We start from the raw sequence: 24,077 nt of genomic DNA, 5'->3' as shown, positions 1-24,077 counted from the left end.
CGGCTGTCGTCCGCGCGGGGGGACCGGCCAACACGGCTGGTCAATGCGCGGGCTCGGGCTTGGGGGCACGGGTGCCGATTCGGGATTACAGGGGACGCAGCGCAGCGCGCCGCGTCCGTTTCGCCGATGGGCCGCGCCCGTCGACGAACCTGTGGCGCCGCGGCACCGCTGCGCTCGCGACGATCGTCGCAGCGGCGATGGTCGTCACTCTGGGGGCCGTCCCGGCGGCTGCCGACGCCCCGGCCCCGTCGGTGCCCGTGTCGCGTCCCGCGCCGCTCGCGCCGGCGCCGGAGCCCCAGACCATCGAACCCGGATCGACCGTCATCCATCTGCGCGACGCGGAGATCCTCATCGTCCCCACCCTGCCGCGGGACGAAGCGCGTGCCGAGATCGACGCCGTCTTCGCGGCTGAGGCCGCGCGACTGCGCGCGCTCGCCGAGCAGCAGGCGCGGGTCCAGCAGCAGCAGTCCGAGCAGGTGACGTACGTGCAGCAGGTGCGCCAGCAGCAGGATGCCGCCCGTGCCGCTGCGCAGAAGGCCGCTGAAGCGCAGGCGAAGGCCAATGCGCAGCTGCAGGCGGCGCTCGAGGCGCTGGCGAAGGCGCTCTCGACCAGCCAGTGCACGACGGTCGGCGGAACCAACGGCCAGCCCGCATCGATCTCGTGCCCGATGGCCGGTGGCGATGCCACCATCTCGGGCGACGACGGTGTGGGAGTCACCACTCCCGCGCCCTCGACCCCCGGCGGGTCCACGACGGGCGGGACGACGACGGGCGGGTCCACGACGGGCGGGACGACGACGGGCGGGTCCACGACGGACACCGCCGCGGGGCCCGGGGGAGACGCGGAGGCCATGACCGCGGCGTCGCTGCCGGAAGACCCGATCGGCCCCGACCAGCTGCTCGACGGCGGCACGCTCGGATCGGCCGTCGCCCAGGCGACCTCGGAGTGGGCCGCAGCCGGTGCCGACGTGTCGGGGATCTCGGCATCGGTCGCCGCCCTGCCGGGCGCAACGCTGGGTCACGCCTCCGGGCGCACGATCGTCATCGACGACGACGCCGCCGGATGGGGCTGGGGCCGCATGGACCTGCTCACCGTCGTCCGCCACGAGATCGGCCACGCGCTCGGCGCCGGCCACGGCGGCGGGCTGATGGACGAGACCCTCACGCCCGGTGAGAGCTGGGGCGTGGACGCATCCGTGCTTCCGGCACCGGCCCCGGCTCCGGACCCCGAACCGCAGCCCGAACCCGAACCGCAGCCCGAGCCCGAGCCCGAGCCCGCCCCGTCCGAACCGCAGTCCGATCCCGCTGGGGCCGACGATTCCGAGGCCGCCGACGCTCCGGCATCCGAGACCGCGGACGGGTCCCCGGCCGACGAAGCCGAAACCGCCGCCGACGTCACCGCGGAAGCCACGTCTGAAGTCACCCCGGAGCAGGGTGAGTCCCCGGCACTCGACGGCTTCCAGACCACCTCCGCACCGGAAGAGTCGGCGGCACCGCTCGCTTCGGTGCCCGACGCCGCGCCCACCGCATCGGCGGCCGGATGGGTGGTAGCCGACCGCACCGCCACCCTGACCCTCTCGGCCGCGCGAGCCGAGGCCGGCTCGCTCCGACTCATGGCAGGCAAGGTCGTCTTCACCCCGAAGTCGGGAGAAGCCCTGAGCGTCGACGCATCGGGCCTCGAGCGCGTCGTCGTGCAGGGCACCGACGGCTCGGCCTTCACCGTCGACCTCACCGGCATCGCCGGTCTCGCACTCGCCATCCGCGGCGTGGCCGAGACCCTGCGGGTCACCGGTCTCGCCGGGCCGGCTCGACTCGTCGGCGACGACGGGCGGCTGACGCTCGACACCCTCGTGGCGAGCCTCAGCTTCCTCGCGCCGCGGCTGGCCGCTCTCATCGAGAGCACCGGGGCGGTCTCGCTCGCCGGCGCCCTCGAGCTGCCGGGCGCCGACCTCACGGTCCGGGGTCGCAGCGTCACTGTCGAGGGGGGAACCCGCATCGACACCGGCTCGGCTGCCCTGACTCTGATGGCGCAGGACCTCCGCACAGGGGTGGCGGACGCCGCGGCATCCGTCACCGTCTCGGGATCGACGCTGACCGCGGGAACCGTCACCCTGTCGGCGTCCTCGGCGAACACCACCAGCGCGCGGGCGACGTCGACGGCGACGGTCTCGTTCGTGGATTCCCACGTCCTCGCGAGCGGCGACGTCACCCTCCGAAGCGATTCCGCCGCCGACCTCGTCGCGACCGGATCGTCGGCGGTGGCCAAGGGCTCCTCGGTCGCCGTCACCCGGATCGGCGGATCGTCGTCGATCGACACCTCGGGCGTCGTGCGCATCGAGGCGCGCAACCGGGCCACCGGCTCCGCCTCGGCAGGAAGCGACATCGGCGTCGCGCTCGCCGAGGTCGACCTCACACGTCTCACCCACGCCGTCATCGACGGCGACCAGCACATCGGCGCCGCCGAGATCCTCATCCTCGCCGCCGCGACCGGGACGATCGACGTCACCGCCCGCGGCGCGCGGGGTGCGACCTCCGGCGCTTCCGGCGACCTCGCCGCTGTCGCGCTGGCGGCGAACCCCGATGCGCAGTCGGTCGCGATCGGACGGGCATTCGTCGAGACCGTCGCGCACCTCGCCGCCGATGCGACTCTCGAGGTCGGCCCGGCCGACCTGCACCTGACGTCCGAGTCCGACTTCGCCGCGACCTCCCGCGCCCTCGGCGCCGGCGGGGTCGCCGCCCTCATCGTCCGCGACGTCGCCGGCAGTGCGCTCCGAGACGGGGCCGCGCTCTCGGGAGCCGACGATGTGACCCTCGCGGCCACCACCCGGCACTCCGCGCTGGCGGACGGGGGAGCAGGCTGGGCCCTCGTCTCGTCGACCGCCGACACGTCGTCCGCCGCCGCGCCGGGCGCGCCCCTCACCGCAACCGGCCACCTCAGCCTCACCGCCACCCAGCGCGCCTCGGCACGCGCCACCGGCGCCGGCGCTGCACTGGTCCTGGGGACGCATCGTGTGCACGTCGTCCTCGAGCGCGCCGTCGTCGTCGCCGGTGACGTGCGGATGGTGTCGACCGGCACCTCCACGACGGCGGCCACCGCCGCCCCCGCCGCCACACCGCTTCGTTCGGTCGCGGCGCCCGTGCGGCTGCTCGCCGCACTCGGCGCGGCGGAGACGGGTGCCGCGGCCGCCGCTCTGACCGCGACCGTCGCCGGCGTGGAGGTGCGGGGCCTCGCGGCGACCGTGCTCCCCGCGACGAGCACCGTCGGCCTCGGAACCGGACTCGCCCTCGACGACGCGCCGCTGCGCAGCGGGGGCACCGTGGAGCTCACCGCCCTCGCCACGGGATCGAACACCACGGGGCGCGGACTCGACCTCGCCGTCGACCAGGTCGTCATCGTTCCGCTGCACACTCGCAGTGCCGTCGTCGCGGTCAACGCCCCCGTCTTCGCCGGCGACGACGTGCACATCCAGGCGGGCCGCGGTCCTCCGGCTGCGACAGACCAGTCCATCCCCACCTCCGCCATCCGCCTCACCGCCACCGTCGCCCTGCAGAACCCGGGCGCATCCCTCACCCTCGACGAGGGGACCCTCCCTCAGAAGCCGGCGATCACGCCGCCTGCCGGAGCGATCCTCGTCTCCGCCGCCACCGGCGGAACCCTCGCCTTCCGCGGCGCGACCCTCACCTTCGCCCCCGGATCCCTCCCCGCCGACGCCTGGGTCACGATCACCGCCCGCGAAAGCGGCGTCGCGGGACTGCTCACCACGTCGGCGATCTACGACCTGCGCGCGTACGACGCCCGCACCGGCGCCGAGATCACCACCTTCCGCATCGCCCCCGTCCTCACCATCGCCGTCGATGACGCCGTGCAGGGGGCGCGGATCTGGTACGTCGCACCGAACGGTGCGCTCCAGGCCATCGCCACGACGTACGACGCCCGCACCGGCACCCTCACCGCGGCGCTCCCGCACTTCTCGGACTACGTCGCGGGGTCGCCGCTCGCCGGCCTCCTCGGACTCATCGTCCAGCAGCTGCAGGCGTACCTCGCGAACGCCTCCTTCACCGAGAACCTCGGCGACCTGGCCCTCGGCGATGCGCTGACGCTCACCGACATCACCCTGTCGATCGGATCGCTCTCGGCCGGGCCGTCGTACAGCGGCACGGCGACGATCTCGGCAGGCCTCGCGCTGGCCCTCACGGTCGGCGCCCTGTCGATCACGGCGACGGCGGCTGTGTCGGGGACCTACACGCTGACCGAGGGCGCCACCCTCGATGCCGGGTCGCTGCTCATCACCGCCGGCGCGGTGTCGCCTGACACCGACTTCGGCATCTCGATCCGTTCCGGCGGCACCGAGATCGCCGAGCTCCGCGCGACCGCCGCCACCCTCAGCCAGTCCGGTTCCGATCTCACACTCACCGCCGCCGGCGTGAGCGCCACGATCGGCGGCCAGGTCCAGATCACCGGCGGCTCGCTCTCGCTGGTCTCCCGCGACGACACCGGCGACGTCGACCTCCGCGTCACCGGCGGCACCGTCGGCTTCACCGCCGGCGGGTCCGGGCTCGCGCTCACGGCGGCGGTCCTCACGTACGACGGCACCGCGGGACTCGCCGTCTCGGCGGACGTGGCGATCACCGTCGGCACCGCCACGCTGACCGGAGCGGTGCGGCTCACCCGGCAGGATGCGGTCACCACCCTCGCGATCACGGGGCTCCGGGCCACGATCGGCGAGGGCACCGATCAGGTCGTCGCCCTCAGCGAGGGCACCGGCGATCTGGTCCTCGCCGCCGCCGGAGTCACCGGAACGCTCGCGGCCACCGTCGTCGCCACCGGCATCGTGGACGCGACCTTCGCCGGACGCATCGAGATCGACACCGTCGCCGGGCGGACCGCGATCGCCGCGGTGGCACGCAACCTCGAGCTCGACCTCGGCGACGGGCTCCGCGTCTCGGATGCGGTGGTCGCGCTCTACGTCGAGACCACGAGCGGGGGCACCGACGTCGCCGTCGACGCTCGCGGAACGGTCTCGCTCACCGGCTGGAACGCCATCTCCCTCACCGGCGACTTCCGGGCACGCATCAACGGGTTCGCCACCGCGATCGACGAGACCGTGGCCTTCGCAGACGGGTCCGGCGACGTCACGATCGCGTTCACCGATGAGGAGGTCGCCGGCGCGAGCGACCCGTTCACCGCCTTCAGCGGAACCGGACTGACCATCGTCGTGCTCGGCCAGACGCTGACGGGCGACCTCGCGTTCGCCCGCACGACCGCCGGCTACGCCGTGACCGCGTCCGACCTCGCCCTCGTCTTCGGGGGCGCGACCCCGGTCGCGCAGTTCACGGGCGGCTCGGGCACCCTGACCTGGACCCGCACGACCGGCGCGACGGTGGCCACCCTCGCCGGCACCTTGACGGTCGCCGTGCCCGGCTTCGCGTTCTCGGGCGGCCTCGACCTCGAGGTCGACACCACCGCGGGCGCTTCGCACCTGCGCGTGACGGGATCCACGGTGGAGCTCCTGCTCGCCGGCCAGTCCGTGACCTTCGACGAGATCACGGTCGCGCGGACAAGCGTCGCCGGCGTCACGCGCACCGAGATCACGGTGAGCGGCGGCGCGTTCGCGTTCTCGGAAGCCGCGTCCGATCTCCTCGCCGTCGACAACGTGACGGGCTCGCTCGTGATCAGCGCCTCGGGGGTCGCAGGCCGGCTGTCGGCCACCGTGTCCTCCGACATCACCGGATTCACCTTCGCGTCCGGCGTGACCGTCGCGGTCAACACCGGCAGCGCCGCGGTCGGGGCGATCCCCGCCGGGCCGTACCTGCGCGTCGAGGCGCTCGGCACCGTCATCACGGTGGGCGGTCAGACCCTCGCCGTCGACGTCGCGTTCGAGCGCGGTGTGGATGCCGCCGGCGCCACCGTCGTTCGGGCGGCGCTCACCGGCGGAAGACTCACCTTCACCGCCGGGTCCACCACGATCCTCGCGGTGAGCGGGGCCACCGGCGCCCTCGTGGTCACCACCGCCGGCCTCGCCGCACGCATCAGCGGACTCGTCACGCTCGCCCTGCCGGGCGTCGGCTTCACCGGCGCGCTGGCGGTCGAGGTCAACACCACGGGCGCGGCTGTGGACACCACCGTCAACGTCGGCGGCGCCGACGTGGCGCTCGTCCTCCCCGCCGGCGGCGGAAGCTACCTGCGGGTGGCCGGCTCGGACATCGTGCTCGAGATCGCGGGACAGCGCCTCACCGGCACCGTGGTCGTCACCCGGGATGCCACCGCCACCACCATCGCGGTCACGCAGGGCTCGCTCGTGTTCGGCGACGGCGTCGCCACCCTGACCGGCATCACCGCGACGCTGACCGCCGGCGCATCCGGGATCTGGGGCACCTTCAGCGGGGCCCCCGCTCTCGCCGTCCCCGGCGTGAGCATCACCGCCGCAAGCCTCACCGTCGAGATCAACACGGATGCCGCCTCGGCGCACGACGGCATCGCCGCCGGCACGATCCGCGTCGGCGCCACGAGCCTGACCGTCCGCGTGGCAGGCATCGACATCGCCGGCACCGTCTGGTTCGCGCGCACCGTCACCTCCGGTGCGGTGTCGTACCGCGTCGACGTTTCGGGCGGCAGCATCGACCTCGGCCCCAGCGCGACGCCCTATGTCGAAGTCCGGGCCATCACCGGCAGCCTCCTCATCACGGCGGCCGGCATCGCCGGCAGCGTCACCGCTAGCGCCGACCTGACCGTGCCCGACCTCGTCTCGGTCACCGGGACGACAGTCACGGTCGCCGTCAACACCACGCCCGGTCCCCTCGACCCGGGCACCGGCGTCCTGCCGGCCGGGCCGTACCTGCGCATCGAGGTCGATGGGCTCACGGCCACCATCGCCGGCGCCGGCACGATCTCGGGCTCCTTCGCCTTCACCCGGTCCACGGATGCCGCAGGAGCGGTCGAGATCGTCGTGGCCATGACCGGCGTCGACGTGACACTCGACGGAGACGCCGACCCGTCGCTGTACGACGGCGAAGGCGCCTTCCTCATCCGCAGCGGAGGGGTCGCCGGATTCCTGTCGGGAGCCATCTCCCTCGGCGGTGACGCGGTCGCTGTCGACGGCTCGGTGCTGCTGCAGGTGAACACCACGGCCGACGCCATCGACACCGTCCTCACCGTCGGCGGCACCCGCATCGTCTTCACGCTGCCGGCACCCGCGCCCGGCGGCATCGTCTTCAGCCTCTCCGCGTCCGACCTCACCCTCACCATCGGAGACTTCGTCACCATCGAGGGCAACATCACCTTCAGCGACACCGTGATCGGGGGCGTTCCCGTCCGGGTCGTGGCCGCCACGGGCGTCACCATCTTCCTCGGCCGCGGTCCGGCCTTCCTCAGTTCGGGAGCGCTCAATCCCCTCGCGGTGGGCGTGCTGCTGACCGGCGCGACCATCGGACTCGTCGAGACCGCATCCGGACATGCCCTGGTGGCCACCGGCACCGTCAGCCTCGTCGGCGTCGCGGGTGTGACCCTCACCGGCACCACCAGCGTGCGCGTCAACACGACCGGGCAGGCGGTGAACCAGACCATCGAGATCCCCGGAAGCACCGAGCCGGGCGTCGCGGTGACCTTCGCGACGGGCGACGCCGTCACCGAGTTCGCCGTCACCGGCGCGATGCTCGCGTTCGGCGGTCAAACGCTGAGCGGCGACTTCCGCTTCGACCGGTCCGGAGGCGACCTCGCCCTCTCGGTCGACAACGGCTCCGTGGTCTTCGGCGACGCCGTGCAGATCGGCGAGATCACCGGCGACCTCCTCGTCCGCGCCGACGGCATCGCCGGTGTCCTGAACGCCACCGTGACGATCGCCGCCCTGGGCATCGACGACGTCGAGGCCGACGTCGCCGTCAACACCGCCCCGGCGTCGGTCACGGTCGACAGCACCTCGCTCCCCGCCGGACCCTACGTCCGGGTCGCGCTCACCGGTCTCGACCTGGCGTTCCTCGGACAGACGATCCGCGCCGACATCGCCGTGGAGCGTACCTCCGTCGGCGGTGTCACCACGACGGTGATCGGTCTCGCCAACGCCTCGCTCTTCATCGGCGACGACGGCGGCACGCCGGGGGCCGAGGCCGCGGACGTCAGCGACGACATCGGTGTGCGACTGAGCGCCGGCTCCGGCATCCTCGTCGTCACCGCCACGGGGCTGGCGGGACGCATCGACGGCACCGTCTCGGTCCGTCTCGGCGCGGACGCCTCCCTGAGCGGTTCCCTTTCGCTCGCACTCAACACCACCGCCGCCCGTGTGACGGCATCCGTTCTCGTCGGCACCGCCACGCGATCGCTCGATCTGGCCGCCGGTCCGTTCATCCGCTTCGAGGGAACCGGCCTCACCCTGACGGTGAATGGCCAGTCACTGGCCGCGAACGTCGCGATCGAGCAGGTCACCGCGCTCGACCCCGCCACGGGCATCCCCGACGCGGGCCGGTCGGTGCTGCGGATCGCCGCGACGAGCGTGCAGCTGAGCCTCGCCGGGGGAGCGGTCAGCCTCTCGGACGGCGCCGCGCTCCTCCTCGTCAGCGACGCCGGCGTCGCCGGTCGCATCACCGGCAGCGTCGCTTTCGCGGTACCGCAGGTCAGCCTCACCGGCGACCTCGTCGTCGAGATCAGCACCGTGGTCACCGACATCGACGAGACGTTCCAGGTCGGCGGCGAGACCCTCGAACTCGTGCTGCCCGAAGGCCCCTACGTGCGGATCGCCGGAACCGGCATCGTCCTCACCATCGCGGGCCAGCAGCTCACCGCCGACGTCGAGATCGTCGATGACGCCGGCGCCACCGAGATCACCCTGCGCAACGCGCGTCTCGTCCTGGGCGGGGCCGCTCCCATCGTCGAGCTCGCCCAGCAGGCGGGTTCCACGGCCACGATCGTCCTGGCCCCCGCCGGCACCTATGGTGCCATCGCCGTCGACGTGATCGTCACCGTTCCCGGTATCGCGGTCACCGGCGCGGTCACGATCGCCTTCAACACCACCGCAACGGAGCAGACCGTGGCGGGCTGGACGACGCCGCTGCCCGCAGGCGTGGTCCGCGTGGGCGGCGAGAACCTCCAGATCACCGTCCTCGGGCAGACCCTCACCGGCGACCTCGTCTTCGAGCGCGTCGCCACCGGCACCGGCGCCACCGTCGTCCGCATCGGCCTCGCCGATGTCACGCTCACTCTCGGGCCCCTGACGGCGACGAACGGCACAGGCCTCTTCGTCCTCGACGGCTCGGGCATCGCCGGGTCGCTGACGGTGAGCATCGCCGTCGCCGACGGTGCACCGTTCACCCTGGCGGGTGCCCTCGAACTGCAGGTCAACACGACCGGCGCCGCCGTCAGCCAGACGATCCAGGTGGGCGACGGCACGGTCGCTCTCGCCCTGCCGGCCGGGCCGTACCTGCGGCTGGCAGGCACCGGAGTCGTGCTGACAATGCTCGGACAGGCCATCACCGCCGACGTGGCGTTCGAGCGCGCGACGTCCTACGGTGCCGACGGCGTCCCCGGCGGCACCGACGACACCACCCTCACCCGCATCGCGCTCGCGCGGGTGCAGCTGGCGCTCACCGCCGGTGCCGCGCGGCTCAGCCTCACCGGCGGCGAGGCCCTGTTCGTGCTGCCGGGCACCGGCGGGCTTGCCGGGCGCGTCAGCGGCACGGTCGCCCTGTCGGGAGTGCCCGGCGTCGTCCTCACCGGCACCCTCGCGCTCGAGATCAACACCACCGCCGCGAGGGTGACCGAGACGGTGCGGGTCGGCGACGGCACCGTGACCGTGGACCTCCCGGCCGGCGGCGCCGGCGGCTACCTGCGCATCGCCGGAACCGGCGTCGCGATCGGGGTGGCGGGCCAGACCCTCTCGGGCGACATCGAGATCGTCAAGGATGCCGGGGTCCTCACCCTCACGATCACCGACGGTGTCGTCCGCTTCGGCACTCCGAGTGCGCCGCTGGTGAGCGCCACTCAGATCTCGGGCGCCTTCCGACTCACCGGCACCGGCATGGCGGGGTCGGTCTCGGCGGTCCTCGCCGTCACCGTTCCCGGCCTCGCGGTCTCGGGCGCCGTCGCGGTGCAGATCAACTCCGGCGCCGCCGACGTCACCCTCGACCCGGGCGGCCCGGACGAGACCGTCGTCCGTCCCGGGTTCAAGGTCGAGGTCACCGCCGCGAGCCTCACCGTCGCCGGACAGACGCTCGGCGCGGACCGCATCCTCATCAGCCGCACACCCTCGGGTGAGACGGCGCTCGCGGTGACCAACCTCACCCTCCGGCTGGGGACCTTCGTCGACATCACCGCCGCCCACGCCTGGTCCGGTGCCATGCTCGTCTCCTCGCGCGGGGTCGCGGCGAGCTTCACCGGCAGCACCACCGGGATCTTCACGCTGCCCGGCATCACGATCGGCGGCGACGTCGAGTTCGCCGTCAACACCACCTCCGCAGCCGTCCGCCGCACCGACCTCGGCATCGACGTTCCGGCCGGGCCCTTCCTCCACGTCGCGATCACCGGCGGCGTCCTCGGCGTCACCGGCGGACCCGCCTTCTCGGGCGACTTCCTGCTGAGCCGCTCGCGGACACCGGGCGTCACGACGCTCTCGGGCACGTTCACCGGGGGCCTCGTCGTCGCCACCGGCGACGTGAACGGCGACGGCCGCGCCGACCTGCTGACCGCCACCGCCACCGGGGCGGCGCTCCACCTCGGAACCGGCGCACCCGGCATCCCCGTCTCGCTGTCCGACGTCTTCACGGCGACTCCCGCCGCGACCTTCACCGCCGGCAGCGGCACGACCACCGCCCTCGCGCTGGCGAACGTCCGCGGCTCCGCCCTCCTCGACGTCATCGTCGTCCGGGGGACGACATCGGCGGTGTACGAGAATCTCGGCGGCTCCTTCGCCGCGGGGATCACGCTGAACACCGCCGGCGCCACCGCGGTGGCCGTCGCCGACGTCGACGGCGACGCACGGACCGACATCGTCGTCGGCGCGACGACCGGAGCGCTCGTCTTCCGCGCGACCCCCACCGGGTTCGCCGCCGCACCGTCGCTGACCCTCGCCCACACCGGCACGGTGTCGGTGCTGCTCTCCGACCTCACGGGCGACGACCTCCCGGACCTCGTGGTCGTCAACGCCGGTGCCCCGCACGCGGTGTACGTCAACGCCGGCGGCTCGGGGGCCGCCTGGACCGCGTACACCGCGCCTCTCACCCTCGCCAACACGGCGGCGGCGACGGACGCGGCCGTCGGCGACGTCGACGGCGACGGCTTCCGCGATCTCGTCGTCACCATGAACGGCGCCCCGGTGCAGGTGCACCGCAACGCCGGATTCACCACGACGGGCGGCGTGAGCACCTGGGGCGGACTGTCGCCCGCCGCACCGGTCTCGTCGGCTTCGCCGGTCGCCGACGCGATCGCGCTGGCCGACATGGACGGCGACGGGCGCCTCGACATCGTCCTGGCCACCACCGCGGGCGTGCTCCTCCAGCTGAACCGAGGCGCCGGCGTCGGTGGCGAATGGCTCGGCTTCCGGTCGGCGGTCACGCTGAGTGCGGTGGCCGGCACCGCGCTGGCCGTCGGTCGCTTCGACGCCGGCGACGACCTCGACATCGTCCTCGCGACCGCCGGCGGCGTCCGCTACCTCGCCGGCGCGCCGTCGAGCGTCACCACGATCGCCTTCGCCGACGTCTCGGTCTCACTCGTCCCCGAAGGCGAGACCAGCGCGGTCGGCATCACCGACGGCACCGGTGCGTTCCTCCTGACCGCGAACGGCATCGCCGGCTTCTTCTCTGGCGCCGTGGCGGTCGCCGGCGGTGGTCTGGACGCCGACGCCACCCTCTCGGTGCGCTACAACGGCACTCCCGATGCCATCGACCAGACCATCCTCGTCGGCGGGATCGCCGTCCCGCTGCTGTTCACCGCCGCCGAGGTCGCCGACGCGTCCGGTGCGTACGTGGCCGTCAGCGTCTCGGGGTCGATCAAGCTCGGCGACTTCGTGGAGATCATCGGAACCATCAGCTTCGCGGGCGCCGAGGTCACCGTCTCGGACCTCACGGTCTTCGTCGGCCAGGGTCCCGGGTTCATCGACGGCGGGGCCGTCAACCCCTTCGCCACCGGCCTGTACCTCACCGGCGTCAACGGCTACGCCAAGGGCACCGCCGGCAGCCGCGTGGTGGCCATCTCGGGCACGGTCGCGCTCGTCGGCATCCCCGGGGTCACCCTCGGCGGCACCGCATGGGTGTACTACAACGAGACGACCAGCGAGCAGGTCCTCGGCTCGGGCGACGACGCGGTGACCGTCGCCGAAGGCGCGGCGGGCGCACCTCACATCCTGGTGATCGGCGACCTGGTCCTCGGCGTCGCCGGGCAGGAGCTCACCGGCACCTTCGCGATCGAGACGCTCGCCGGCGGCGGACTGCGCATCCGCTTCGGCTCGTCCGCGCGCGACGGCGGAGCCCCCCTCACCCTGAGCCTCGGCGACGGCGTGGCCGTCGCGACCATCGCGGCCGGAGAGCTCGAGCTCACCCCGACCGGTCTGGCCACCGTGCTCACCGCGACGCTGACGCTCAACGCCGGCGACCAGTTCGCCCTCACCGGCGACGTCCGGCTGCAGCTGAACACCGCCACCACCCCGCGCACGGTGCAGGGCGTCGTCCTGCCCGCCGGGTCCGTGCGGGTCCAGGTCGGCACGCTCGCCATGCCCGCGGCTCTGACCGTGGCCGGGCAGAGCCTCGGCGGCGTCTTCGTCTTCTCGCAGGTGCGCGGACCCGTCGCCGCGGGGGCTCCCGCAGGCACCCCGGCACCCACGACGACCGTGCTGATCGCCTCCGCACTCACCCTGCAGCTCGGCACCGCCACCGCCGGGGTCCGCCTCACGGACGGCTCGGCGGTCTTCGTGATGACCGCCGACGGCATCGCCGGCCGCGTCGGCGGAACCGTCACCTTCGTCGTCCCGGGCGACGCGGTGCGCTTCAGCGGGACCTTCACCATCGCCGTCAACTCCGGCCCCGCAGTGAACCGCACGTTCGAGCTCGACGGCGCCACGGTCGAAATCGCCCTCCCCGCCGGACCGTACCTTCGCGTCGACGGCACCGACGTGGCCATCCTCGTCGCCGGTCAGCGCCTCTCGGGCTCCTTCTCGTTCGAGCAGTCCGGCAGCGGCCTCACGGCGACGACGGTGATCACCGTCACCGGCGCCCGGGCGTCGTTCGGCGACGGGACCCGCGAGTTCGTCGCCCTCACCGGCGGCACGGGAGAGTTCACCCTGGCCGCGGGCGGAATCCACGGCGAGATCGCGGGCACTGTCGCGGTGACGCTGCCGGGCATCGAGGTGACGGGCGACTTCGCCGTCAGCGTCGACACGCGCGGCGGGCTCACTCCCACCTTCTCGATCCAGGGGACCGGCATCACCGTCGACATCGGCGGGTTCCTCCTCACCGAGGGGGAGATCGGATTCACCCAGCGCACCACGGCCGCGGGCGTGCGGATCATCGACATCGAGGTCGCCGCGACGGCGGACTTCGGCGACCCCATCGGTGAACTGACGCTCGACGGAACCCTGCAGATCGGCCTGGCGGGTCTGGCCGGCATCCTCGAGATCACGGATGCGACCATCTCGCTCGGCGGGTCGATCACGGTCGGCGCGGACGCGCTGCGTCTCGAGATCAACCGCTCCGGGCAGGCGGTGATCCTCTCGGATGCCGCAGCCACGCGCCTCGAGGCCGGACCGTATCTGCGGATCGTGGGCGAGGGCATCCTCCTCGACCTCGGCGACATCTCGCTGACGGCGTCGGTGTCGTTCCAGCAGACCAGCAACGCCGCCGGCGTCACCCGCACCGTCATCGCGATCTCCGGCGGACGGGTCGCCCTCGGCGAGGACGACCCGCTGCTCACCGGCGTCGACGGACTCATCGTCCTCGCTCCCGCGGGCATGGCGATGTCGCTGGCCGGAACGCTCGACCTCGGGAGCCTGCTGCCTGCCGGCGTCACCATCAGCGGCTCCTTCTTCCTCACGATGAACGGCACGGGAGCCCAGGTCACCGAGGCCGTCACCCTCGGGGGTCGCACCGTCTCGCTGAACCTCACGGCCGGCACGTACGTGCGCGTGGGCGGGCGCGGGATCGTGCTCGCGATCGCGGGGCAGTCCCTGACCGGCGACATCTCGTTCGAACGCTCGGGCACCACCACCACGATCGTCCTGGCCGATGTCTCGCTGCGGATCGGCAGCGGGGGCACCGACATCCTCACCCTCACCGGGGGAGCGGGCACGCTCACTCTGGCCACCGCAGGCATGTCGGGGACGATCTCGGGCACCGTCGCCCTCACGGTGCCCGGCGTGAGCGCCTCGGCCACGATGCAGCTGACGGTCGACACCGCGACCTCGCTGTTCTCGATCACCGCGACCGGTCTGGCGCTGGACGTGGCAGGTCAGCAGCTCCGCGGCAACTTCACCTTCGAGCAGGCCGGCGCCGGCACCGCGCGCGTCGTGAAGGTGTCGGCGACGGCCGTGTCGATCTTCCTCGGCGACGCCAAGGGCCCCGGCGACGCGGACGACGTCGGGGTTCGGCTGACGAACGGCACCGGTGCCTTCCTTCTCACCGCAACCGGCATGGCGATCGACGTGTCCGCGTCGGTGGCCCTCGTCGGGCTCTCCGGCATCCCCTTCTCCCTCGGGTCGGGCCTGGCCGTGCGTCTGCAGGTGAACACCGCACCGACCGCGGTGAACACCACCGTCGGCGCGCTGACCGTGAACCTGCCGGCCGGCCGCTTCGTGAAGGTCTCGGTCACGGGCGCCATCACGGTCTTCGAGCAGACGATCTCGGGCACCTTCCAGTTCGAGCAGGTCCGCGGATCGGGTCCCGACGGTCGCGCCGGCACCACGGACGACGTGAACGTGCTGCGCATCGCCGCCACGAACGTCGCGCTGTTCGTCGGCGACGACGGCGGGACCACGGTCGACCAGACCGACGACGTCGGGCTGCGCCTCTCCGGCGGAACCGCGCTCCTGCTCCTCACGGGCGAGGGATTCGGCGGCTCCATCTCGGCGACCGCGTCGATCCGCCTCGGCGCAGGGCTCCAGGCATCCGCCACCGTCGGCGTCGACATCAGCAACATGCGGCGGACGGTCGCGGGCAAGCTCGTCCCCGTCGCCGTGAGCGAGCAGTTCGTCGTCGGCGGCGACACCTTCACCCTGGCGCTGCCGGCGGGACCGTACCTGAAGGTGTCGGTGACCGGCCTCGCCCTCACCATCGCCGGCCAGCAGCTGACCGCCGACGTGTCGTACGAGAAGGTCACCCACATCGGGGCCGACCTGACGCTCGCCACCGGCGACGACGTCACCACCCAGCGCATCCGCTTCGCCAAGGTCGGGCTGCGGCTGGGCACCGGCGACCGCGACGTGGTCATCGTGCGCGACGGCTCGGGCGCGTTCGACATCATCGGCAAGACCTCGACGACCGCCGGCGGCATCGCCGGACGACTCGAGGCCACGATCGAGCTGCTGATCCCCGGCGTCAGCTTCGAGGGCACCCTCCAGGTGCAGATCAACACCCTGGCCGCCACGCGCGCCGTCAACGGGGTCGACATCGCCCCAGGCATCGCCGTGGCGGGCCTCGACATCGCCCTCGAAGTGGCAGGTCAGCGCCTCACCGGCGACTTCGCGTTCGCCAAGAACAGCACGACCGGCGAGATCACGATCGCGCTCGCCGACGTGCGGCTGGAACTCGGCGACGGCACCCGCACCTATGTGACCGTCACCGTCGCCTCGGGCACCATTCTCGTCACCCGCAGCGGCATCGCCGCCGCGTTCGTGGCCGGCATCGCACTCAACCCCGACGTGGTGCCGGACGTCACCATCGACGCCGACGTCATCGTCAAGATCAACAACACCACCGCCGACGTCTCGCGCGACGTGGTGATCGGCGGCGCGACCCAGACCATCACGATCGCCCGCAACACGATGCTGGTGCAGGTGGGTCTTCCCGGCGACCCCGCCGAGATCGTGATTCTCGACCAGACGCTCCGCGGCGTCGTGATGTTCGAGCAGCGCAGGACGGCGACCGGAGCGAAGATCGTCCGTCTGGCCTTCACCGAGGTCGAGATCTTCCTCGGCGACGACGGCGGAGACGGCATCGACGCCGACGGCGATGCCACACCCAACGACGTCGGGCTCTACCTCTCCGGCGGCAACGGCGCGTTCCTCATCACCCCCACCGGCATGGCGGGCGAGATCGCCGGGGATGTCGACCTGCGCGGGCTCCCCATCACCATCACCGCGCAGCTCACCCTGCAGCTGAACACCCTCCAGGTAGCCGGTCAGGGCGTGACCGTGAGCGAGATCCTCGCCTTCGCCGGCGTGAGCGTCGCCACCACCGCCGACGGCACCGCCGGAACCCCCGAGGTCCAGACGATCACGGTCGGCGTCCCCAGCGGCACGTTCACCCTCGCGATCGACGCGAACCGCAACGGCACGATCGAGCAGAGCGAGATCAGCGCCCCGCTCGCCTTCGACGCCTCGGCCGCCGTCGTCGACGCCGCCGTCGAGGGACTGCTCGACACGGATGCCGCAACCGACCGCGTCGGCGTCGTCAAGGTGGGGAACGTCTACACCGTCACGTGGAAGACCAACGGCAACCAGGTGGTCCTGCAGCCGAACGTCCGCGTCCTCACGCTGCCCAAGGGACCGTTCCTGCGGGTCGCCGCCGAGAACATCGCCGTCGCCATCTCGGGTGTCACCATCACCGCGGACTTCGCCTTCGAGCGCATCGGCAGCGGGGCCACCGCGGTATCGAAGATCGCCCTGGCGAACGTGACCCTCAGCGAGACCGCGAGCATCGGCGGCACCAACCCCGGCATCGTCTCGGGCAGCGGCTTCCTGGTCGTCTTCCCACCGCTTGCGACCACCGACGCCGACCCGGCGACGGTGACCACCACCGGCGGCGTCGCCGGCATCATCACCGGTACCGCCAAGACCGCCGCGGGATCCTTCGCGCTCAACGCGTCGGTCGGCTTCACCATCAACACCACGGGTGTCGCGGTCGAGCAGTCCATCCTGCTCGGCGGCGAGACCCTCACCATCGACCTGCCCGCCACCCCGACCTTCCGCTTCATCGTCCAAGACCTCGACTTCAGCTTCGGGGACGTCCTCGAGATCCGCGCCGGCGAGTTCGCCATCAGCGGCGACACGTTCTCGGGATCGGGTCTGGAGATCTTCATCGGCTCGGGCCCGTCCAAGCTCCCCGGCGGCGGCGCCAACCCCGACGCGATCGGCGTGCTCATCCGCAACGCCACCGTGGAGTTCATCCGCGGCGCGACGGCCGCCGACGGCTGGGCGCTGCGCGCCACCGGCACGATCGCCTTCCTCGGTCTCGACGGGCTGGACATCTCGGGGACCGTGTCGTTCCAGGTCAGCACCGCCACCTCGGGATCCTTCGCCCTCCCGACCGTCGGCACGATGAGCGGCCCGATCGCCGCCGGTGCGTTCTCGTTCGCGGTGACCGGAGTCGTCATCGCCGCCGGCCCCGTCACCCTGGGCGGCTCGCTGCGGGTCAACCGTCAGCCGAACGGCACGCTCGACCTCGCGCTCTTCGACGCCAAGATCCTCGTCACCGCCGGCGGCCGCAACATCGCCAGCCTCGCCGGCTTCGCGACGTTCTCGGTCTCGCCCCAGACCGGCTTCCAGCTGGGCACCTTCAGGGTCACGTCGTTCGCGATCGCCCCCACCACCGCGCCCACGTTCGCGAGCTCGACCACCCCGCCCGCGATCGTGAGCGGCGACCTGGCCGCACCGCTGCGCGGCGCCGTGCTCACCGGGCCCGTCACCACGATCGACGTCACCTTCACCCCGTCGGAGGGTCTGATCGACACCGCGTCCGTCACGACCGGCGCCCCGGCGATCGAGGTCACCGCGGCCGGCGTGAGCGGGACCTGGACCGTGGGCACCCCGGCGCCGGTGGCGGGCAAAGCCAACACCTGGCGCTACACCGTCAGCGCGCCGGGTGGCGCCGTGCTGCCGACGACGACGATCGTGACGGTGCGCTTCGTCGACGGCGCCGTCACGACCGCCGGCGGGGCTGCCCTTCTGGTCGCCGAGAGCGAGACGTTCTACCTCTTCAGCCCGACCGCGCCCGGGCAGAAGCCCGGTCCGGTCGCCTCCCTCGTCACCCCGAGCATCAGCCAGACCCAGCTCAACGCGCAGGGCTACATCGACGTGGTGTACACCTCCGTGCCGGCGACCGCCGGCGACGTCGCCGCGCCGATCATCAAGAGCACGCTCGAGACCGTCGCCCCGTTCCGGCTGTCGGGCCTGCTGGGCGACGTCGCCCTCGACAGCAACGGCACCCCGATCCTGCTCGGTGCCCCGCTGCTCATCGCCGGTGCCGCGGCGGGGGCCACGAGCGTCACGTACCGCTACTTCCTGAAGGACAAGAACCCGAACAACACCCTGGGCCTGTTCACCGGCACGGGATCGATCACCCTGACGATGACGCCGGGCGCGGTGGCCGCCGGTGCGGCGGGCACGACACCCGCGTACAACGGGGTGCAGGCCCTCGCGCTCGCCGTCACGGCCGGCACGGTCGGCGAGCGCACCGAGGGTGGGCCGATCGCGCTCGGACCGCTCACCCTGCAGGGCCCGACGGTCGGCCTCGGCGGGTTCGGGTTCTCGGACGGCAAAGTCCTCGTCTCGGTCATCGTCGGGGTGCAGCGGGCGTCCCTCGCCTTCGGCGGCAACCCGACCACGGGTGCCGCCTCCACCGCGCAGACCAACTCCGGCGTCACGGTCGACCTGATCGGCATCCAGGGGTCGTTCGAGCTCGCCGTCGACGTCTTCGGACTCCTCGGCGGCACCGTCGACATCGGCCTCACCGGCAAGTGGGGACTGCAGGTCGCCGCGCTCGACGCCCAGATCCCGAACGTCGCCCGGCTGCAGGCCACCGGCATCCGGGTGAACTACGATCCCAACGCTCCGGCCGACCAGGAGCTCGTGCGCATCAACACCGCCACGATCACCTTCCCCTCGTTCGGCATCACCGGCTCGCTGCGGCCCTACGACCCCGCCGCGTCGTCGAACATCACCGCCAACAACGACCAGACGCTCGGCCTCGGCGTGATCCCGGGCCTCACCGTCTACGGCGACGGCTTCAAACTCGGCACTGCCGAGCTCGCCTACGGACTGCCCCCCACCACCGGCACCCCCGACGCGGCCAACGCCCTGACTCCGTCGACCCCGGACCGCACCATCAGCTTCGGTGGGATCCTCGAACTCGACGACATCCGCATCGGCGTCTCGGGTCTCGAGGTTCGCTTCCCGGCCGCCGGGGCTCCCAGCACCGCCACCGCCGGCTTCACCGGCGTCATCTTCGTCGCCTCCGGCGGCGCCAGACTCTTCCCGGGCAAGGCCTTCGGCGCCACGCTCACCGACCGCACGACAGCCGACGACCGTCGTCCCGACGGCACGCCCGACGACGAGGCGTTCCGCATCGCGCTCACCTTCAGCGAGGGGAGGGTCGACGCGTTCCAGCTCACCGTCGACACCCTCGAGATCCGCCTCGGCACCTACGTCACACTCACCGCTCGCGACTTCCGGCTCGACACCGGCGCGACCGGCTCCGAGATCATGGTGCAGTTCCAGGCGGTGGGCGCGAAGGTCACGATCGGCTCGCTCGCGATCGCCGGTGAGGGCCGCAACTTCGCCATCCTCGGCGACGGCTCGTTCAAGGCCCTGCCCGGGTTCGGCGTCTTCCTGTCGGTAGGCTCCGCGACCGGCGACTCGTTCAAGTGGCCGACGTTCCTGCCGGTGCGCATCGATGCGATCGGCATCCAGTGGGACGACGTCGAGAACGCGCCCGAGGACTTCGTGCTCATCCTGTCGGCCAGCGTCACCGGCATCCAGGGGCTTGCCGGGCTGCAGATCACCGGCGCCGTGCAGGGAATCCGCATTCAGCCCTCGCTGCTGCTCGAGGGCAAGTTCCCGATCATCGGCATCGACTCCATCGGCGTCACCGTCAAGGGCAAGATGTTCGGCGGCGATGTCTCCGCGGGTCTCGTCGGCGGCATCCTCAAGCTCGACTCGGCGTACAACGTCATCGGCGTGTTCGACACCACCACCCCGGTCGCGCAGCGCGTGTTCTACCTCGGCCTCGAGGGCACCATCTCGATCGCGGGGCTCGCCGGATTCGGGATCCGTCTGGGGCTCTCCGAGCTCGGTCCGCTGCAGGTGTACCTCAGCGTGAACGTCCCCGGCGGCATCCTGCTCGAGCCGAACTCCGGACTGTCGATCAACGACTTCGCCGGCGGCGTCGAGTTCTTCAAGACCCTGCCGTCGATCGAGGACCCCTTCGCGCTGCGCTCCTCGGCGTTCCAGCTGCCCACGGTCCTCACCGCCGACCAGTGGCTGCTCGGACTCCAGCAGCAGGTCGCCCTGCAGGCCAAGGCGATCGCGCAGAACCCCGGCCAGAGCGGGTTCGCCGCCGCGTTCACATCGCCCATGGTGATCACCGGCTCGGCGAAGATCTTCTCGATCTACACGTCGCAGGCGGTCTTCAACGGGCAGGTGATCATCAAGATCTCGACCGACGGCAAGATCCTCATCGTCGGAAAGCTCAACTTCGCCGCCGACAACATCTCGATCAGCGGGCGTCTCTACGCCGATCTCTCCAAGGTCGCCAGCGGCAACGTCACCATCCTGTTCCTCGCCGACTTCCCCGACCAGGTGCGCCTGCTCACCCTCTACGGCAAGCTCAAGATGGGCTTCCGCAATTCCTCCGGCAACGAGGTCACGTTCGACGTCGTCGAAGGACTCGACCCGATCGCCACCGGCACCGCGCCGACGGTGGGGCTCGGCTCGCCGACCACGAACGGCGGCTCGGTGGACGTCGGCGTCGTCAACGGCGCGAACGGGTCGGTCAAGCACATCGATGTGTCGTACACGCCGCCGGCCGGGGCCAGCCTCGACATCGCCGGCATCCTCGACAACGGCCAGGAGTTCACGCTCTGGCTCGGCGGCACCCAGCGCACCACCATCACCGGGCGACCCGTCCCGATCGTGGCCGTGACGACCGACAGCGGCATGGTGTTCGTCGAGCTGCGCACCGACGCGACGGGCGCCTACTACACCCTCGACGGCGACCGCGTCGATGTCGTGCTCGTCGCCGACCTGGACGCCGGCGCCGACCTCCTCGAGACCGCCGTGCGGATCACCGGCACCACCCGGTTCCGCTACGCCATCGGCACCGCCGCCCTCGGGATGGGCCGGTGGGAGCTGCGCTTCGCGGCGGGAGCGGTCGAGAACGCCGACCTCACCACCGAATCGGGCACGACCGCCGGCGCCGCCAGTGCCGCCACCACGCTGTCGTTCACCGTGGTCGGCGCGACGGCCACCGTCACCAACCCGACCCCCAACGCCTCCGTCGACATCAACGTCATCAACGGCCGCGCGTGGATCCAGGTCACCTTCACCAACCCGACCATGTTCGCCATCGACCCCGCCTCGATCACCGACCTGGCCCCGGAGTTCCAGCTGTCGGGCGCCGGTCTCGGCACGATCCGCCTCGACGGGACGCAGGCGCCCCAGCTCCTCTCGAGCACCGCCACGACCGCGACGTACCGCTACTGGCTCACCGGCCGTTTCGCCACCACCGGCGCCGTCAACCTCACCTTCCTCGCCGGCAGCTGGTCGTACCTGCTCACCCTCACCGGGCCTCTGGTCATCACCGACGAACCGGGCGAGACCGGAGCCGGCAGTGTCGGCATCCGATTCCCCTCGGCGGGGCAGCTGGGCATCCCGGCCGGTTTCACCATCGACCCGGCCTCGGTCATCCAGCGGCTGTCGGGGCTCAGCTTCGGCACCGCCGGCGGGTGGGCGCTCACCCTCGACCCCACCGTGCCGATCACCGCCACCGAGACCCCGGGCGAGTTCCGGCTCCCCGTCGTCGTCACCGCCGTGGGCACCGCCGGCGCCCTCACCGCCGCCCTCACGGCTTCGGTGCTCGGATACCGCGGCCCCGTCACCGCGGGCGCACAGGCCGGCCAGACCCTGACCGTCACGCCGACGGCCTTCCTCGACGTCGACTTCGACGCGACGGTCGGCGGCAGCCCCCTCGACCTCGCCTCGATCCTCGATCTGGCGCCGGAGTTCGAGCTCTACGGCGAGGGCCTGGGGTCCATCTCGATCGACTCCGCGCGGGCGCCCGTGCAGGTCGCCGGGGCACCCTCGGGCAAGATCCGCTTCCGCTTCTGGCTCACCGGCGAGTACGACGCGGGACTGTCGGTCACCCTCACCCGCCTCGCCGGCTCGTGGTCGTACCAGCAGAGCGTCACCCCGACCGCGCCGAGCATCAGTGCTCCCGGCTCGAGCCTGGTGTGGAGCACCGATCTGGTGATCAGCTTCCCGGATGCCGCCACGGCCGGCCTGCCCGCCGGCTACGCCGTCGACCCGGCATCGGTCATCGAGCGCCTCGGCGCGCTGGCCTTCACCGCCGCCGCATCCGGCTGGACGGTCGTGCTCGACACGTCGCGCGCGATCCGCGCGGGAACCGTGACCGGCCAGTTCCTCATCCCCGTCCTCGTCGAACGCGAGACGGCCGCGCAGGCGTCGTCCGCCGTCACGATCGGCGCCGTGGACGTCTCGTACGCGGCGACGGCCGCACCGGCATCCGACACCCCGTTCACCGCACCGGGACGCGACTACATCGATGTGCCGTTCACGGCCCCGACCGGGCTGCGCTTCGACCCCGCGACGCTGCTCGACCTCGACGAGTTCACCCTCGAGGTCGTGCGCGACGGCTCCGCCCTGACGATCACCGTCACCGGCGCCACGATCCTCGTCGACGCCGACGGCGTGGTGTGGGTCCGCTACCAGCTGTCGGCCCCGCTGCTGCCGGGCGACGAGGTCGAGGTGGTCTTCGCTTCGGCCGGGTGGAGCTACACGCAGGCGGACGGAACGACCGCGTACACCGGCGCCACCCCGACCGCGGGCACCCAGCCCGGTGTCCCCACCCCGGTCACCATCAGCCAGCGCACGATGTCGTACCTCGACGTGACCTTCACCCCGCCGGCGTCCATCAACGGTGAGACCTTCACCATCCTTCCGGGATCCGTCACCGGAGACGAGTTCACCCTCGCCGGGCCCGGCGCGGGCGGCATCCAGATCATCGGTGTCGTGCACCTCGGCGGCAACACGTGGCGCTACCTCCTCAACGGCAGCTTCGCCCCCGGCCGTGTCGACATCATCTTCGACCTGACCGCCTTCGACGTCAGCCCCGCCCGCGCGCCACCGGCCGGCACCACCCTCACTCAGTCCTTCCACGTCGTCGGGGCCACCGCGGATGCCGTCCGCACCACCCCCGACAACCCGGCCACGACCGACGTCGACGAGTCGAAGACGACTCCGCTGTCGGGAGCCACCATCGGCCGCGACCTCCTGAACGCTCTGAAGTACCTCGAGATCCGCTTCCGCGGCTCGGACGGCTTCGGCATCGACCACAGCACGATCGACGGCAACGAGATCGAATTCCGCGACGCGTCGGGCGCCCTCATCGCCCTCTCTGCTCCGGTCCGCGTCGGCACGAGCGACATCTACCGCTACTCCTTCAGCGCCACGCTCGCCGCCGGTGCCTACACGATCACCTTCCTCGCCGGCCGGTTCGCCGACCTCGGCGGCCGCCTGAACTCCGCCGAGACCGAGACCCTCACCCTCACCTCCCCGACCGCCGTCGTGACCGATCCGACACCCGGCTCGGTGGTCGACGTGAAGGAGCTCGCCGGACGCGGCTGGATCGACATCACCTTCGGCGCCTTCGGCGGCTTCGCGATCGACCGCGCCTCGATCACCGATGCCGGTGGCGAGATTACGATCACGGCGAACGGCGTGGAGCTCGTGGTCCTGGGTTCGCCCATGCTGGTGGCCGGCAGCACGTACCGCTACTTCTTCTCGGGCCACCTGGCCGGTGCGCTGGTCGTCGCCTTCGTCGACGGCAGCTGGCAGAACACCCAGGGCACGCTGTTCGCGGCAGCGAGCCACGCCGGTGACGCCACCGCCGAGTCCGACCTGTCGTGGGCGACCATCGGTCCCCGGACGTGGGTC

General features: G+C 72.1%; 1 protein-coding gene (cut by a window edge). It reads left to right on the top strand.

Going from position 1 to position 24,077, the window contains the following annotated elements; all coding sequences use genetic code 11:
- Positions 1-71 precede the first annotated feature (71 nt).
- On the top strand, positions 72-24,077 hold the 5' portion of the coding sequence (locus Q9S36_RS27330) for an FG-GAP-like repeat-containing protein (RefSeq protein ID WP_311287991.1). The gene runs 14,511 nt beyond the window's last position; only the first 24,006 of its 38,517 coding nucleotides appear in the window; it begins with the start codon at positions 72-74; its stop codon lies beyond the right edge, outside the window.

The sequence above is a fragment of the Microbacterium sp. ARD31 genome, from assembly GCF_031844425.1.
Note: the sequence above shows the minus strand (reverse complement) of the source record. Positions and strands in the feature narration are given on the sequence as shown.